Raw genomic sequence first — 15,517 nt, 5'->3', positions numbered from 1 at the left:
TCTAGAATCCTTCGAGGACAATTTTCCCTTTGGCAGTATTGCTTTCCAGCAGGGCATGCGCGCGTTTCAAATTCGCCGCGTTGATCGTGCCGAAGCGTTCGGCCACGGTGGTCTTGATGACGCCCGCATCGACCAGCTGCGCCAGTTCATCGAGCAGTTCATGCTGCTGGACCATGTCCGCCGTCTGGAACAGGGAACGGGTAAACATCAGTTCCCAGTGCAGGGACACGCTCTTGCCTTTGAACTTGCGCACGTCGATCTGCTCGGGGTCGTCGATCAGGGCGAACTTGCCTTGCGGCGCGATGAGTTCGACGATTTGCTCGAAATGCCGGTCGGTCTGGTTCAGGCTGATCACGTAGTCGACGGGCGGTAAACCCAGACGCGTGATTTCGGCGGCCAGCGGCAGGCTGTGGTCGATCACGTGGTGGGCGCCCAGTTCCTGCACCCAGGCCGCCGTTTCCGGACGCGACGCCGTGCCGATGATGGTGACACCCGTCAACTGCCGCGCCAGCTGCACCAGCACGGAACCGACGCCGCCGGCCGCGCCGATCACCAGCAGGGACTTGCCGGAGAGACTCTTGTCGCGGCTGATCTGCAGGCGGTCGAACAGCAATTCCCAGGCCGTGATGCCGGTGAGGGGCAGGGCGGCGGCGGGGGCGAAATCGAGGCTGGCCGGCATGTGGCCCACGATGCGCTCATCGACCAGCTGGAACTCGCTGTTGCTGCCGGGACGGTTGATGGCGCCCGCATACCAGACCTTGTCTCCCACCTGGAACAGGGTGACGTCGGGGCCGACGGCGCTGACGACACCGGCCGCGTCCCAGCCCAGCACTTCCGGCTGCCCCTCTTTCGGCGCGCGGTTCTTGCGCACCTTGGTGTCGACGGGATTGACGGAAATGGCGTGCACGGCGACGAGCAGGTCGCGCCCCGTGGCGACGGGCGTGGGCAGCTCGATGTCGAGCAGGGCGTCGGCTTCGGTGATGGGCAGGCTGTGGTGGTAGGCGATGGCTTTCATGGGTTTCCTTTGGTGAAACAGTGGTGGAGTGGGGCAGGTCGGATCAGCGCGGCTGTACCGCGCGTCATTCGACACCACCATCGGCCACGCCAACAATGTTGTCGGATTACCCTCCTTCGGACCTGATCCGACCTGCGCCATACAGGCGTGATGACGTATCATGGCCATTTTCACGCCAAGGTAAAAGAGGGCGCGTACCGAAACACTTTCAAAGGAATGCTGAAAATTGCTGCGCCTCGATGACTTGCAGGTATTTGTGCGTACGGCCGACCGGGGCAGCCTGTCGGCGGCCGCGCGCGAGCTTGGCATCTCGCCCGCGCTGGCCAGCGCCGCCGTCAAGCGCCTGGAGGCAGAGTTGGGCTTGCGCCTGTTGGCCCGCACGACGCGGTCGCTGAGCCTGACGCCGGAAGGCACGCAATACCTGGAACACGCGCGCGAAGCCTTGCGCCTGCTGCGCGCGGGCCACGACGCGCTATTGGCCGGCAAGGACAGTTTCGGCGGAACCTTGAAAATTGCCATGCCCTCCGACCTGGGCCGCAACCTGATGCTGGGCTGGCTCGATGCCTTCCAGCAGCGCCATCCGAAGCTGCAGTACCAGCTCAGCGTCAGCGACCGGGTGGCCGACATGGTGCGCCAGCAAGTCGACGTGGCCTTGCGCTACGGCCAGCAAGACGATTCCAGCATGGTCGCCATGCCCATCGCGCCCGCGAATGACCGCGTGCTGGTGGCCTCGCCCGCCTATCTGCGCGAACACGGTCCGCTGCTGGCGCTGGACGAGTTGGCGCGGCACAATTGTTTGCGCTTCGCGCTGGAAGACGGCTTGCACGACCGCTGGACCTTTTACCGCCTGCCGCAGCGCGAGCAGGTGACAATCCAGGTGAGCGGCAACCGCAGCGCCGACGATGCCGAGCTGGTGCGGCGCTGGGCCGTGGCGGGCCTGGGCATCGCCTATAAATCGCGGCTCGATGTGGCTGGCGACGTGGCTGCCGGCCGTTTGCAACTGCTGCTGCCCGAGGTGGCGGGCGAGGCCACGCCCTTGCACCTGGTCTGCACGCACCGCGCGCAAGTGACGCCGCTGGTGCTGCAGCTGCGCGATTTCCTGCGCGAGCAGTGCGCGGCCCTGGCATAAAAGCATTCTTGATTACAACTCGTTGCAAATGGCAATCATGCGCGGGTCAACCAGGGCGTACTCTCATGCATTCTGCTTGACACTGCCTGAAGGACTGCCATGCCCCCCAAGCGACTGCTGCCGACGACCCTGATTTCCCTGCTCTTGCTGGCGGGCTGTGCCGGATCGGGAGCCGGATCGGGAGCCGGGCCGGGAGCCGAGGCTGGATCTGCCGTGCAGGCGCGGCATCCGGCGCAGGAGCTGGCCATGCTGGAGCGTATCAGCTGGGGCGTGAACGGGGGCAGCGTGCGCCAGTTGCAACAGCTGGGCTGGCAGCGCTACCTGCAGGCGCAATTGCATCCAGGCAAGGCCAGCCTGCCGCCCGCCGTGCAGGCGCAGATCGATGCCATGACGATCAGCCAGGTGCCGCTCGACCAGCTCGTCCTGTCCGTGGAGCAGAAGCGCAAGGAGTCGGCCGCCGTCTTGGACGACATGGCAAAACAGCAGGCGCAAAAGGAGTATCAGCAGGAACTCAACCGCCTGGCGCGCGAGGCGGCCACGCGCTCCCTGCTGCTCGACGTGTATTCGCCGAACCAGCTGCAACAGCAGCTGAGCTGGTTCTGGCTCAACCATTTCAGCGTGCATCAAGGCAAGCACAATCTGCGCGCCATGGTGGGCGATTACGAGGCCAATGCCATCGCCCCGCATGCCTTGGGGAAATTCCGTGATTTATTGGGCGCCACGGTGCACCATCCTGCCATGCTGCGCTACCTGGACAATGAAGCCAATGCTGTCAAGCGCATCAATGAAAACTATGCGCGCGAACTGATGGAGCTGCACACGCTGGGCGTGAATGGCGGCTACAGCCAGACGGATGTGCAGGAACTGGCGCGCATCCTGACGGGCGTGGGAGTGAACCTGGGCGCGGACGCGCCGAAGGTGAAACCGGCGCTGCAGGAGCAATATGTACGGCGTGGCCTGTTCGAGTTCAATCCGAACCGCCATGATTACGGCGACAAGCAATTCCTTGGGCAAACGGTGAAGGGCAGGGGGCTGGCCGAACTCGATGAAGCGCTGGACCGGCTGAGCCGCAGTCCCGCCACCGCGCATTTCATCAGCGGCAAGCTGGCGCAGTATTTCGTCGGCGACAATCCGCCCGAAGCCCTGGTGGCGCGCATGGCGGCCACCTTCCAGCACAGCGACGGCATGATCGCCGACGTGCTGCAGACCATGTTCAACAGCCCCGAGTTCAGGCAGTCGCTGGGCAAGAAGTTCAAGGATCCCATGCATTATGTGGTGTCGGCCGTGCGCCTCAGCTATGACGACAAGCCCATCCTCAATGCAGGTCCCATGCTGAGCTGGCTGTCGCGCATGGGCGAACCGCTGTACGGGCGCCAGACGCCCGATGGCTATCCGCTGGCGGATGCATCCTGGGCCAGCCCCGGCCAGATGACGACGCGCTTCGATATCGCCCGCACCATCGGCTCGGGCAGCGCCGGCCTGTTCAAGACGGATGGCCCGCAGCCGCAGGAAAAAGTGGCGTTTCCGCAATTGGCCAGCGCCCTGTATTACCAGTCGCTGCAAGCGACCTTGAGCCCGGCCACGCGCCAGGCCCTGGAGCAGGCCGCCTCGCCGCAGGAGTGGAATACGTTTTTCCTGTCGTCACCTGAAATGATGCACCGCTAAGTTGACACTGGAGGATTCACCATGCACCGTCGTGACCTGTTGAAAGCCCTGGCCGCCGCCCCCTTGCTGGCGCATGCGGGCAGCCTGCTGGCGGCGCCCGCCACCAAGGCGAAGCTGCTGTTCGTTTTCCTGCGCGGCGGCTATGACGCGAATAATTTGCTGGTGCCGGTGGGCAGCGATTTTTACTATGCGGCACGGCCGAATATCGCCATTGCGAAGCCGGGCGCGGACAACGGCGCGCTGGCCCTGAACGCCGACTGGGCCCTGCATCCGGCCTTGCGCGACACCATCTATCCCATGTTCAACAGCGGCGAGGCGGCCTTCATTCCGTTTGCCGGCACGACGGATCTGACGCGCAGCCATTTCGAGACGCAGGATACGATCGAGCTGGGCCAGGAGATCGGCGGGCGCCGCGATTTCCGTTCCGGCTGGTTGAACCGGCTGGTGCAGACCTTGAACAGCAGCAAGGCTAACCCGCTCAATCCGGCCATCGCCTTCACGGACCAGCTGCCGCTGATCTTCCAAGGGGGCGTGCAAGTGCCGAACATGGCGCTGCGCTCCGTGGGCAAGGCGGGCATTGACGCGCGTCAAAGCCAGATCATCGCCGCCATGTACAAGGGCACGCCCTTGCAGCAGCCGGTGGCCGCCGGTTTTGTCGTGCGCGACGACGTGACGAAGGAATTGACGGGCGAGATGCAGGCGGCCAACCGCAACGCCATCTCGACCCGCGGCTTCGAACTGGAGGCGCAGCGCATCGCCCGCTTGATGAAGGACAAGTACAACATCGGCTTCGTCGACGTGGGCGGCTGGGATACGCACGTGGGGCAGGGCGGCGCGCATGGCTACCTGGCCGGGCGCTTCGACGAACTGGGGCGGGGCTTATCCGCGTTTTCGCAGGAAATGGGCGGCGAATGGCGCAATACCGTGGTGGTGGTGGTCAGCGAATTTGGCCGCACCTTCCGCGAAAACGGCAACCGTGGCACGGACCATGGCCACGGCAGCGTGTTCTGGGTGCTCGGTGGCGGGATCAAGGGCAAGCAGGTGGCGGGCCAGCAGGTGGCGATCACGCAGGCAAACCTGTTCCAGAACCGCGACATGCCCGTGCTCAACGAGTACCGCGCCGTGTTGGGCGGCTTGCTGCGCCGCACATTCGGCTTGAGTCCGGCGCAACTCGAGCATGTGTTTGCCGGCGTGGCGCCGGCGGACCTGGGCCTGGTGTAAGCTTATTTTAACCAGGGCCGTGTTACGCTATGCCTGCGCAATTGGCGCATAGGCAAGCCCGCCACCTCCCGGGGAGTGCGGCACGAATGGAGTGGTATGACCGATACCCAGCGCGATATGCTCAGCGCAGGCTTTTCCCTGGCGCTGATAGCCCTGACGGCGTTCGTCATGCAGCGTTTTTTCCTGCCGCTGGTGTGGGCCGGCATCCTGTGCGTGGCCACCTGGCCCCTGTATGTGCGCGTGCGCGCGGCCGTGGGACAGCGCACCATCATCGCGGCCGCCGTGCTGACCCTGGCGTTTGCCTGCATCTTCATCATTCCCGTCCTGTTCGGCGTGGCGCAGGCGGCGCGCGAAGTGCCCGTGCTGGCCAATTTCGTCGTCAATGCGAATGGCAACGGCTTGCCCGTGCCGGACTGGACCGCGCATATACCGCTGGCGGGCGACGCCATCCGCGACTGGTGGCAAGCCACCCTGAGCCAGCCGCACGGCCTCAGCCATTTCTTTGCGGGCAGCGCCGTCGGCGGCTTTCATTCCGCGCGCGATATGCTGAAAATTCTCGGCGCGGACGTTTTCCACCGCCTGGTCGATTTCGGCCTGGCGTTTCTGTGCCTGTTTTTCTTCTACAAGGATGGCGAAGCACTGACGCGCCAGATCACCGCCATCGGCAGCCATTTCCTGCGCCCTGAGCGCTGGGGCCGCTATGCGCAAAAGATTCCGACCGCCATCCGCGCCACCGTCAACGGCCTGGTGCTGGTGGGCCTGGCCGAAGGCGTGCTGATCGGCATCGCCTATGCGATTGCCGGCTTGCCGTCGCCGGCCCTGTGGGCGTTCGCCACCGGCATCCTGGCCATCATTCCGTTCGGCGCGCCGCTGGCTTACCTGTGCGCGGCTGCCTTGCTGCTGTTCCAGGGCAGCGTGGGCGCCGCCATCGGCGTGGCCGCCTGGGGTACCGTGGTGCTGTTCGTGGCCGACCATTTCGTGCGGCCCGGCATGATCGGCAACGCCACCCGCTTGCCTTTCCTGGCCGTGCTGTTCGGCATCCTGGGGGGCGTGGAAACCCTGGGCCTCGTGGGCCTGTTCATCGGCCCTGTCGTGATGGTGCTGTTCGTTACGCTATGGTACGAAGCGAATGTGTTTGACACGCTGCCGCCCGCCAAGGCGGGTGGGAAAACACCTGCCAGCCCGGCCGCACCGGAACGCACGCAGTAATGAGGGGTCGGCCAGCGTTGCCGCCGGCCGGTACTGGCGCGTTCCCGGCGTGGCCGGGCGGGGCTTTCAAGCAAGGTCGTCGAAAGCCCCGGAATACACCGGAAAAATCCAGGCGGGCGGCAATGCATTGTGGCCAGGAAGCAGCTGTACTCTGGTACAGCGAGCATTGGTACAGCGAGCATCGCCAGCCGCAAATCGCGCCGCGCGGCGGATTTTTAAGGCGTATTTAATGCGCTTTAGATAAGATCAACAGCCAACGGCGCATCAGCAGCACTTCAACATAGCCCGGCTCGATGCCCGTACCGCACTCGATCAAGGGATTGACGGTGTAGTAGCGCTTGCGGAAGTCGCGGCAGACGAGGATTTCGCGCTTGCCCATGCGGACGAGGAAAGAGCTTGGGGCGTATTCCAGGCCAAACCGTGAGCCAAAACCGCTATTCAATGTTGCCATGACAATTCCTTTGAGGGAGATGTGTTGAACGAGTCATCAGAATAGCATAACTACTGTATGAAAACACAGCTACTGTATGAATAAACAGTATTTTTTTACTGGTGTGGTTTTTTTGATCAGCACCAAGAACAGGGAAGAGAGACCAGTTTGCAGCAAAAGAATGACATGGGCATGACCACGGGATGGACCACGAAACTGCGCCGCTTCGTCGAGGCGCGCCTGTCGCCCGAAGGCGAGCTGGGCCTGCATATGACGGTGGGCGTGGCGCTGATGCTGATTGCCATCGTGGTCTTCCACGAGATCGCCGAAGCCGTGATGGGCATGGCCCACATCACGGTGATCGACCTGCAGGTGGCGCACTGGTTCAACCAGCATGCCGTGCCGTGGATCACCAGCTGCCTGCTGGTGATCACGCACATGCACGGCGTGGTCGGCGCCATCACCCTGGCCACCCTGCTGGGCTGGTACTGGTACCGCAAGGGCGCCACCTACTGGCTGTTCACACTGCTGATCACCATGCCGGGCGTCATGTTCCTCAACCTGCTGCTAAAGTACATCTTTGTGCGCGCGCGGCCCAGCTTTGACGAACCCATCCTGCAGACGGCCTTGAGCACGTACAGCTTTCCCAGTGGCCATACGGCCACCTCGACGGCCCTGTATGGCTTGCTGGCCGCCTACCTGATTTGCCAGACGGCGCCGGGCGCGTGGGGCAAGCGCATCGCCATCGCGCTGGCGGCCTTCCTGATGGCGGCGCTGGTGGGCTTCAGCCGCATTTACCTGGGCGCGCACTACCTGAGCGACGTGCTGGCGGCGATGGCGGAAAGCTATGGCTGGCTGGCCATCTGCATCGCCGGCGTGTCGACCCTGCGCCGGCGCCGGCATATCCGTCAAACCAAATAAGGGGAAACTGTCCTGAGTACAATCGCCGTCATCATCAATGCAGGAGCCGGTTGCGGCTACGCGCCCGACTGGGCGCAGCAGCTGGAAGCCAAATTTGCCGCCGTCGGCCTCGACGCCGCCATCACCCTGGCCGCCAGCGGGGCCGAGATGATCGCCACGGCGGAGCAGGCGTTGCGGGACGGCGCGCCCATCGTGGTGGCCGGCGGCGGCGACGGCACCATCAATGCGGTGGCGTCGGTGGTGGTCGGCAGCGGCACGCCCTTTGGCGTGCTGCCGCTGGGCACGCTCAACCATTTCGCCAAGGATTTGAACATTCCCCTGGAACTCGATGCGGCCATCGCCAATGTAGCGCAGGGCGTGCCGCATCCGGTCGACGTGGGCGACGTGAATGGCCGCATCTTCCTGAACAATTCCAGCCTGGGCCTGTATCCGGACATCGTGCGCGACCGCGAAAAGCAGCAGCGCCGGCTGGGGCGGGGCAAGTGGCTGGCGTTCAGCTGGGCGCTGGTGGCCGCGCTGCGCCGCTATCCTTTCCTCAGCGTGCAATTGAAACTCAACGACGCCGTGCATGCGCGCCGCACGCCCTTCGTTTTCATCGGCAATAATGAGTACCTGATGGAAGGCTTGAATATCGGCGAACGGGAGCGCCTCGATGGCGGCCAGCTGAGCCTGTACGTGGCGCAGCGTCCGGGCCGCCTGGGACTGCTGAAGCTAGCCTTGCACGCGCTGTTCGGCAAGCTGTCGCAGGCCAAGGATTTCGACGTGCTGACGGCCACCGACCTGGAAATCGCCACGCGGCACCGGCGCCTGCGCGTGGCCACCGATGGCGAAGTGACCGTCATGAATACGCCGCTGCGCTACCGGATTCGTCCCGCCGCGCTGCAGGTGATTGTGCCCGCGCCGGCGCCAGCCCAGGAGTAAGGCATGCGTACTATCGTGCATTTATCGGATTTGCATTTCGGCCGGGTCGACGCGGACCTGCTGGCGCCCTTGCGCGCGCTGGTCGAGCGCCTGGAACCGGACGTGGTGGTGGTCTCGGGCGACTTGACGCAGCGCGCGCGCAGCGCCGAGTTCCAGGCGGCGCGGGCCTTTCTCGACCACTTGCCGGGGCCGCAGATCGTGGTGCCGGGCAACCATGACGTGCCCCTGTACAACGTCTTTTCCCGCTTCCTGACGCCGCTGGTGAAATACCGGCGCCACGTGACGGACGACCTGACGCCCGAATATATCGATGAGGAAATCGCCGTGCTGGGCATCAACACGGCCCGTTCATTGACGTTCAAGGATGGCCGCATCAGCCACGAGCAGATCGATTTCCTGCGTGAACGCCTGGGCCGTTTGCCGCCTGGCTTGACGCGCATCATCGTCACGCACCATCCGTTCGACTTGCCCGAGCATTTCGATGAGGATGACCTGGTCGACCGCGCGCCGCAGGCGCTGCAGATGTTTTCCGAATGCGGCGTCGATTTGCTGCTGGCGGGACACTTGCATGCCAGCGTGGCGGGCAACACGGCCGAGCGCTACAAGATTGCCGGCTACGCGGCCTTGATGGTGCAGGCGGGCACGGCCACGTCCACGCGCGGCAGGGGCGAGTCGAATTCCTTCAATGTGCTGCGCGTGGAAAGCAGCTGCATCCGGGTCGAGCGCTACAGCTGGAATGAAGACAGCGCCGATTTTGAAAAGGTCAGCACGGAAGCGTTCGAACGCCAGGGCGGCGTGTGGGCCAGCATGCGCCCGCTGTGATCGATGATGTTTTAATTACAGATGGCGTGCCGCATCCATGCGGTCATGCAAAATGCGGACGATGGCAATGCCATAGTGAGTGATGCGGAAATAAATCATGTGCCGTCCGACTTTGCGGCGCCGGTAGCCGGGCCGAATCTGCTCGCATGCCGGTGCCGTCTCGGGCGCGCGTGCCAGGTCATCGAAGGCTGCCGTCATGGTGTCAAGATAAAGACTGGCCTGCTGCACGCTCCACCGCTGCGACGTATACGCCCAGATCGCCTCAAGGTCACGTTCGGCGGCGGGCGTCAGCCGGTATTCAGCCATGCGCTGCCAGCATTCTCTGCTTGAAAGCCCTGGCGTCGAAAGGCTGGGGTTCGCCGCTTGCCTCGCCTTCCACCAGCGCCGCGCGGATCGCATCGAGTTCGGCGCTGCGTTCCTGTTCACGCCGGATCAGGTCGCGGATGTATTCGCTGTCGTTCGTATAGCGTCCCGCGTGAATTTGCGCCTTGATCCAGTCGTCCTGCTGGTCCGTCAAGGTAATGGTCTTGCGCACGGTTCCCATGGTGGTCCACTCCAGATATGAGCAGTACGACGATCGTCATACTATTGGTGCAATATAGTGCATATTTGTGCAAATATCCAGCCGCCTGATCGGTGCTTACAGCCAGTAGTTCATGAAACGCGCCGCCCATTCCTTCATGCGGTCAGAGATGGGCCGCGTTTCCCATTTCGCCTTGGTGATCTCTTCCGAGTCGCGCAAGTCTTCCTGGAAGGCGTTTTCCATTTCGCGGCCAAAGCTGTCGCCCAGCACCACCACGTTCAGTTCGCTGTTATGCAGGAAGCTGCGCATGTCGATGTTGGTCGAACCCACGGTCGACCAGGCGCCGTCGATGACGGCCGTCTTGGCGTGCAGCACGGCCAGTTTCAGATGGAAGATGCGGATGCCGCCGGCCAGCAGCTGGTCGTACAGCGCGTGGCCCGCGTGGAACACCAGGCCGCTGTCGGACACGCCCGGCAGCACCACGGTGACGTCCACGCCCCGCTTGGCGGCGGCCACCAGCGCATCGACCGTCTGCTGGTCGGGCACGAAATAGGCGGACGTGATGTGGATGGATTTCTTGGCTTCCTGGATGGCCAGGATGTAGGCCTTGTAGATCTCGAAGCCGCCCTCCGGCTCGCTGGCCACCACGCGCACCAGCTTGTCGCCCACTTCCGAGAGGACGGGGAAGTAATTGGCGTCCGGCAAGTCGGCCTGGTCTTGCTGGGCCCAGGTGCGGATGAACAGCCACTGGAAGGCAGCCACGGCCGGGCCTTCGACTTTCACGTGGGTATCACGCCAGCCCACGTCCTTCTTGTCCGTGGGCTTCGATTTGGAGCGGAACAGTGAACTCTTGGCATAGGTGTCGCTGATATTGATACCGCCCGTAAACGCCGTCTTGCCGTCGACGATCAGCACCTTGCGGTGGTCGCGGTTGTTGATCTTCCACTCATCGCCCTTCAGCTTGGCGGGATTGACGGGGTTGAAGGCCACCAGGTGGATGCCGGCCGCGCGCATGCGGTCGAAGAAGGCTTGCGGCACGCCCAGGGTGCCCACGCTGTCATAGATGACGTTGACCGTCACGCCCGCCTGCTGCTTTTCGATCAGCATGTCGGCGAACTTCAGGCCCAGCGGGTCCTGGTCGAAGATGTACGTTTCCAGGTTGATGCTGGTCTTGGCGTCGCTGATGGCCTGGAACATGGCGGCCATGGTTTGCGGGCCGTCAAACAGCAGCGTGACTTTGTTGCCCTTGATCAGTGGCACGCCCGTGGCCGCCTCTTCCAGCGCGGCCTGGGTCTTCAAGTCCATGCCGGACTTGGCCCAGCGCTTGTTGAGCAGGGCGGCGCGGCTGTTGACGTTCAGCACGGCGCCCTTGCCGGTGATCACCTTGGGCTTGGCGACCGGTTCCAGGGTGGTATTGAGGTGCTTGACATTGGGCAGCGAGGCGCATGCAACCAGGGTCCAGCACAGCAAGAGGGCGGTGAGGCAGGGTCGCAGGCGCCGAGCGGTCATTTTTGAGCCTTGGTGGTAGGTGACATGTTTGCCGATTCATCGGCCAGTGCCAGGGGCGGCGGATTTTTTGAACCAAAGAAGAAGACGATGGGCGACTTCAGGAAACGCTTGCCCAGGATCTTCAATAATTGCATGCCGTGCTTGAAACGCACCTGGCGCGAACGCAGGGCCACCCACAGGGCCAAACCAAAACTGACCAGCAAATTGGCCGTGCCGATGGCGAAGATGCCCGACAGCGACTTGACGGCCAGCTGCCAGCTCATGTTGTGGTCGAGTCCCACCAGGGCCGTGGCGAAGTTGGCGGCCGAGAAGGTGATGTGGCGGATATCGATCGGCAGGCCGATCAGGAAGCCCAGGGTGCCGATGGAGCCCAGCAGGATGCCGAAATAGAAATTCCCCATCAGGCCGCCCAGGTTGTTTTCCAGGTACAGGCCCAGGCGCTGCAGCCGCTCCTGGCCAATCAGCCGGCCCAGGCCGCGCAATTGCGCGATGCGCTGCGCCCAGCGCGTGTACAGCGCCTGGTTGTCATAGTAGCCGGAAATCAGGCCGGCCACGAACAGGCACACGCCGGCGATCATGGCATAGAAGATGGCGGGGCTGCCGATGGGGTCGATATCGTGCAGCAGGTGCATGGCTTTTTCCGGCGTCACCAGATTGTGCCCCGTGATCGCCTTGTAGCCGAGCGCGATCAGCCAGGCCGTGGGAATGGCCGTGGCCAGGTTGCCCAGCACGGCCATGTTTTGCGTGCGGAAGACCTTGTTGATCAGTTCCGCCATGCTGTCCAGATCGATGTTCCTGCCATCCTTGCTGTGCAGGCCGGCGGCGATGCGCGAGGCCGTCATGGCCGGCTGCTTGGTGGCCACCGTGAAGTGCAGCAAGTGGATGAACATGAAGCCGATCGAATAATTCATGCTGAACATGAAGGCTTCGACCAGCGGCGCCGAGCGCAGGTACGACATTAAAATCTTGAACAGGGCCATGAAGCCGATGATCACGCCGGCGCCCGCCGACGAGAGGAACATGGCACCCATTTCACGGCGATTTTCCGCGATGTAGTGTTCGCCCGTGCGGCTGGCGTTTTCCGTCACATTACGCGCCAGCAAGTTGATATTGTCGGAAAACAGGTCGCTGACCTTGTACTTGTTGTTGTGTGCCTGGATCAGTTCCAGCGCCAGTCCCACGGCGCCAGCGCGGCGGCGGCTGACGGGCTGCGGATGCAGCAGGTCCTGCGTGGCATCGACCGTGATGGCGGCGATGTCCACGTTGTTCGAGGCGGGCAGCTCGCCGCTGGTGTCGACGAGGAACAGCAGCTTGCGCAGGCGCTCGATGCTTTGCGCCAGCGCCACCAGCAGATAGGTGAGGGGAATGCTGGTGCCCTGGTACAGCGCCTTCTTGCGGATCTTGGCGATGACGGCGTCGCACTGGTCGAGCATCACCAGCAGGTGGCGCGCATCTTCGATATGTTCGATATTGCCGTGCAGCAGTTGCGTGTAGGCATCCAGGTAGGCGTTCACTTCCGTGTTCTGCACCATGAACGGCGACTGGAAGACTTCGATTTCATTGTGGAAACGCGTCAGTTCCGGTTCCAGTCCCATGGCGCAGACGCGGTAGGACAGGGTGCGGATGGCGTCGAGCATGCCTGGCAGCATGATGTTGCCGTCGCCGACGGCCAGCTCGATGTCATCGCTGGTGAGTACGTCGAACAGTTCCAGCCAGTCCGTGGCGGGCACGTTGCTGATCCACAGGTAATCGGTATTCAGGTACAGCACCTGGTCGAGCGCGTCGTTCAGGTACTCGTCGCCCAGGGCGGGCGGCAGCATGCGGTAGGCGATGCGGCGTTTCAATTCGGTGAAAAAGCCACTGTTCGACAGCACGCCGATGTCCGTGTACAGGCTGGCGTGGCGGCGCGCGGCCAGCACGCGCAGCACGTATTCGTGCAAGGCGCGCGCTTGCGCGGGATTACCTTTGAGAAGCTGGCGCAGGGTGCGCACGTTGGCGATCGCGGTAGCGCTGTCGTGGGGGCGCTTGGGACGCAGTGAGTTAAACAATTCCACCAGCAAGTCAATATTGCTGGAGTTGGGATCAATGCGTTCGAGGATAGCTAGCATGCAGAAAAAACGGGCGAGCCGCTGTCGGTAAAACCAGTAGTGTACCGCCTGCGACAAATCGCGCAACGTTCGCCACCGAACATTGCTTCACTGCAGGGCCTGCTTCTGCCGCCATTGTGCGGCAAAAAGCTTGATTCGTGGTCACTATTGCGTGTTGTCAGTGCGCGACGCCCGCTGCGGGGCTAAGCTGGGGTTTCTGTTGTACACCGCACAGATTGCTTGCCAAAAAACGAGGATAAGGTAACACTTAGGTCAGACACACAGCGCATGTCCTGATCAATACCGGGTAGTTTACTTTTCACGTTACCGAGATATTTATCATGAAGACCTCGTATTTTGCGCTTGCTGTGATAGGGATGGGGCCATGGATGCTGTCCGCACCGGCCCAGGCTGCCGATGGCGCTGGCAGCGCGGCATCCAGTCATGTCGCCGTGTACGGCGTGCTTGACGCGGGCATCGTGGCCGAGCGCGGCTGTACAAGCAATTGCGCCAGCACCAAGGTGTCGGGCGGGGTGGCTTCCGGCTCGCGCCTGGGCGTGCAGGGGCGCGAAGCGCTGGGCGACGACGTCGCCGCCGTCTTCACCCTGGAAGCGGGCATCCAGAACGATACGGGCCAGTCCGAGGATGGCCGCCTGTTCGGCCGCCAGGCGTATGTGGGCCTCGACAGCCGCCTCGGCGCGCTGACCCTGGGCCGCCAGTATAATCCGCAGTACCTGACCCTGACCGACGTGGCCGATCCGTTCAAGGGCGGCATGGCGGGCAGCGCCAGCAACCTGGCCGGCTACAGCGTCAAGCGCTATGACAACACCATCAAATATGAAACCCCCGCCTTGCGCGGCGTGACGGCCAGCGCCATCTACAGCTTCGGCGAATCGCCGTACAGCAGCGCCAACAACCGCGCGTATGGCGCCACCCTGGGTTATTCGGCCGGCGCCGTGAATGTCAGCATTTCGCACCAGCGCAAGAATAGCCTGATCCTCGCTTCCGGCACCGTGCCCGCCATCGACATGTCGGCCCGCAACACCCTGGTGGCGGCGAATATCGACCTGAAAGTGGCGACCGCCTTCGCCGCCATCGGCATCAACAAGGGCTATGGCAGCTCGCCGTGGGACCCCAGTAATGACTACAGCTCGCTGGCCCTGTCGATGTCGTCCTCGGACAGCCGCGACACCTTGCTCGGCGTCTCTGTGCCCGTGGGCGGCTTCAAGCTGCTGGCGTCCTGGGTGCACAAGGATGACCGCGACCTGGCCAACCGCGATGCCAGCCAGGTGGCCCTCGGCCTCACGTATTCCTTGTCAAAACGCAGCGATTTCTATGCGTCCTACGCGAAAATCCACAACAAGAACGGCGCCCGCTACACGGTGGGCAACGCCAGCGACAGCGGCCGCGGAGACGCTGCCTTCAACCTCGGCTTTCGTCACGGTTTCTGAGCGGCAGCGGATGGCGCCGGGCACGTGGCTCCCAGCCATGTGCCATTGCTCGCCACATGCACCTGTTCCGGCGCGCCGCGCGCGCTGGTCGTCACCGCCAGCTGCATATTGAATGCCTGGTCGCCGCTGAACAGTACCTTGCCTTCGCCGCTCGATTTCGGATTCGCGCACGTGAACGACACCTTCATGCCGCCCGCGATGGGCGTGTTGTTCGACTTGCAATCTCCGGGCTGGCCCGTGGGAATCTGCCTGCGCGCCGCCATGTCCGGCGTCACGCAGGCCGTCACGCGCACGGCGCCGTCGGCCGCGACGGTGGGCATGGCCATGCCGCGGCTGGCCGCCATGGCTTCGAGCTGCTTGCGTTGATCGGGGGGAAGATTGCCCAGCTGTTGCAGCACCATCGACATGGCGTTGTCGGTGGCCGCGTCGGGCGAGGCCATCTTGCTGTCGACTTGCCACAGGCCGGGCTTGATGGCGGGGGATGGCGCGGCGGCCTGGGCGCCGGCCTGGCTGCCGAGGGCGGCGCAGGCGAGCAGAGATAGGCGTAGCAGGGATCGTTTCATCGCGGGGTCTCCGAAAAAGGCAGACCCCAGCATACGGCATGGCAAGCGGGG

15 protein-coding genes are annotated in these 15,517 nt (G+C 63.4%); 8 read left to right on the top strand and 7 right to left on the bottom strand.

The window, feature by feature from the left end:
• Position 1: 1 nt before the first annotated feature.
• Positions 2-1,015: a zinc-binding alcohol dehydrogenase family protein gene (locus tag BM193_RS22515; protein ID WP_092800751.1), complete on the bottom strand. Its 1,014-nt coding sequence runs from the start codon at positions 1,013-1,015 to the stop codon at positions 2-4.
• Between the two features lie 226 nt (positions 1,016-1,241).
• Between BM193_RS22515 and BM193_RS22510 the strand changes: the two genes are divergently transcribed.
• The 4 genes from BM193_RS22510 (at position 1,242) to BM193_RS22495 (ending at position 6,239) form a co-directional block, all read left to right on the top strand.
• Positions 1,242-2,144: a LysR family transcriptional regulator gene (locus tag BM193_RS22510; protein WP_092800753.1), complete on the top strand. Its 903-nt coding sequence runs from the start codon at positions 1,242-1,244 to the stop codon at positions 2,142-2,144.
• A 99-nt stretch (positions 2,145-2,243) separates the two neighbouring features.
• A complete protein-coding gene (locus tag BM193_RS22505; protein ID WP_092800755.1) occupies positions 2,244-3,809 on the top strand; it encodes a DUF1800 domain-containing protein in 1,566 nt (521 codons plus the stop codon).
• Positions 3,810-3,830: 21 nt separating this feature from the next.
• Positions 3,831-5,030: a DUF1501 domain-containing protein gene (locus tag BM193_RS22500; protein WP_092800757.1), complete on the top strand. Its 1,200-nt coding sequence runs from the start codon at positions 3,831-3,833 to the stop codon at positions 5,028-5,030.
• 96 nt (positions 5,031-5,126) lie between these two features.
• Positions 5,127-6,239, top strand: a complete 1,113-nt coding sequence (locus tag BM193_RS22495) for an AI-2E family transporter (RefSeq protein WP_092800759.1) — start codon at positions 5,127-5,129, stop codon at positions 6,237-6,239.
• Between the two features lie 226 nt (positions 6,240-6,465).
• Here the strand turns inward: BM193_RS22495 and BM193_RS22490 are convergent, their stop codons facing one another.
• On the bottom strand, positions 6,466-6,690 hold the full coding sequence (locus BM193_RS22490; protein ID WP_010396348.1) for a hypothetical protein: 225 nt from the start codon (positions 6,688-6,690) through the stop codon (positions 6,466-6,468).
• Positions 6,691-6,861: 171 nt separating this feature from the next.
• On the opposite strand from BM193_RS22490, the gene BM193_RS22485 reads away from it, so the two are divergent.
• Genes BM193_RS22485 through BM193_RS22475 form a run of 3 tightly spaced genes read left to right on the top strand, consistent with a single transcriptional unit; the run spans position 6,862 to position 9,333 of the window.
• Positions 6,862-7,590, top strand: coding sequence for a phosphatase PAP2 family protein (locus BM193_RS22485; protein WP_368087097.1), 729 nt, complete (start codon positions 6,862-6,864; stop codon positions 7,588-7,590).
• A gap of 12 nt (positions 7,591-7,602) precedes the next feature.
• Positions 7,603-8,511 (top strand): diacylglycerol/lipid kinase family protein, encoded by a 909-nt coding sequence (locus BM193_RS22480; protein WP_092800761.1) that lies wholly within the window; start codon positions 7,603-7,605, stop codon positions 8,509-8,511.
• 3 nt (positions 8,512-8,514) lie between these two features.
• Positions 8,515-9,333 carry a metallophosphoesterase family protein gene (locus BM193_RS22475; protein WP_092800763.1) on the top strand — a complete coding sequence of 273 codons (819 nt, stop codon included), beginning with the start codon at positions 8,515-8,517 and terminating at the stop codon, positions 9,331-9,333.
• Between the two features lie 15 nt (positions 9,334-9,348).
• Here BM193_RS22475 and BM193_RS22470 read toward each other — a convergent pair whose 3' ends face one another.
• From BM193_RS22470 to BM193_RS22455, 4 genes are all read right to left on the bottom strand, one after another.
• A complete protein-coding gene (locus BM193_RS22470; protein ID WP_092800765.1) occupies positions 9,349-9,639 on the bottom strand; it encodes a type II toxin-antitoxin system RelE/ParE family toxin in 291 nt (96 codons plus the stop codon).
• On the bottom strand, positions 9,632-9,877 hold the full coding sequence (locus BM193_RS22465) for a type II toxin-antitoxin system ParD family antitoxin (protein WP_092800767.1): 246 nt from the start codon (positions 9,875-9,877) through the stop codon (positions 9,632-9,634). The genes BM193_RS22470 and BM193_RS22465 overlap by 8 nt, the downstream gene beginning before the upstream one ends.
• Before the next feature lie 96 nt (positions 9,878-9,973).
• A complete protein-coding gene (gene cls, locus BM193_RS22460; protein WP_092800769.1) occupies positions 9,974-11,365 on the bottom strand; it encodes a cardiolipin synthase in 1,392 nt (463 codons plus the stop codon).
• Positions 11,362-13,473, bottom strand: coding sequence for a site-specific recombinase (locus BM193_RS22455; protein ID WP_092801165.1), 2,112 nt, complete (start codon positions 13,471-13,473; stop codon positions 11,362-11,364). The genes cls and BM193_RS22455 overlap by 4 nt, the downstream gene beginning before the upstream one ends.
• 368 nt (positions 13,474-13,841) lie before the next feature.
• Between BM193_RS22455 and BM193_RS22450 the strand changes: the two genes are divergently transcribed.
• A complete protein-coding gene (locus BM193_RS22450; protein ID WP_254786375.1) occupies positions 13,842-14,903 on the top strand; it encodes a porin in 1,062 nt (353 codons plus the stop codon).
• Here the strand turns inward: BM193_RS22450 and BM193_RS22445 are convergent.
• Entirely contained in the window at positions 14,891-15,466 is a 576-nt protein-coding gene (locus tag BM193_RS22445; RefSeq protein WP_092800773.1) for a DUF3617 domain-containing protein, read from the bottom strand. The two genes, BM193_RS22450 and BM193_RS22445, sit on opposite strands and share 13 nt — an antisense overlap.
• Between the last annotated feature and the right edge of the window lie 51 nt (positions 15,467-15,517).

The sequence above is a fragment of the Janthinobacterium sp. 344 genome (assembly GCF_900112025.1).
GTDB lineage: Bacteria > Pseudomonadota > Gammaproteobacteria > Burkholderiales > Burkholderiaceae_D > Janthinobacterium.
The sequence above is the reverse complement of the archived record's forward strand: the minus strand, read 5'-3'. Positions and strand labels throughout refer to the sequence as shown.

Coding starts and splice junctions, on each gene's coding strand:
- BM193_RS22515 (WP_092800751.1), bottom strand. CDS start 1,015: ATGAAAGCCATCGCCTACCACCACAGCCTGCCCATCACCGAAGCCGAC.
- BM193_RS22505 (WP_092800755.1), top strand. CDS start 2,244: ATGCCCCCCAAGCGACTGCTGCCGACGACCCTGATTTCCCTGCTCTTG.
- BM193_RS22500 (WP_092800757.1), top strand. CDS start 3,831: ATGCACCGTCGTGACCTGTTGAAAGCCCTGGCCGCCGCCCCCTTGCTG.
- BM193_RS22495 (WP_092800759.1), top strand. CDS start 5,127: ATGACCGATACCCAGCGCGATATGCTCAGCGCAGGCTTTTCCCTGGCG.
- BM193_RS22490 (WP_010396348.1), bottom strand. CDS start 6,690: ATGGCAACATTGAATAGCGGTTTTGGCTCACGGTTTGGCCTGGAATAC.
- BM193_RS22485 (WP_368087097.1), top strand. CDS start 6,862: ATGACCACGGGATGGACCACGAAACTGCGCCGCTTCGTCGAGGCGCGC.
- BM193_RS22475 (WP_092800763.1), top strand. CDS start 8,515: ATGCGTACTATCGTGCATTTATCGGATTTGCATTTCGGCCGGGTCGAC.
- BM193_RS22470 (WP_092800765.1), bottom strand. CDS start 9,639: ATGGCTGAATACCGGCTGACGCCCGCCGCCGAACGTGACCTTGAGGCG.
- BM193_RS22465 (WP_092800767.1), bottom strand. CDS start 9,877: ATGGGAACCGTGCGCAAGACCATTACCTTGACGGACCAGCAGGACGAC.
- cls (WP_092800769.1), bottom strand. CDS start 11,365: ATGACCGCTCGGCGCCTGCGACCCTGCCTCACCGCCCTCTTGCTGTGC.
- BM193_RS22455 (WP_092801165.1), bottom strand. CDS start 13,473: ATGCTAGCTATCCTCGAACGCATTGATCCCAACTCCAGCAATATTGAC.
- BM193_RS22450 (WP_254786375.1), top strand. CDS start 13,842: ATGCTGTCCGCACCGGCCCAGGCTGCCGATGGCGCTGGCAGCGCGGCA.
- BM193_RS22445 (WP_092800773.1), bottom strand. CDS start 15,466: ATGAAACGATCCCTGCTACGCCTATCTCTGCTCGCCTGCGCCGCCCTC.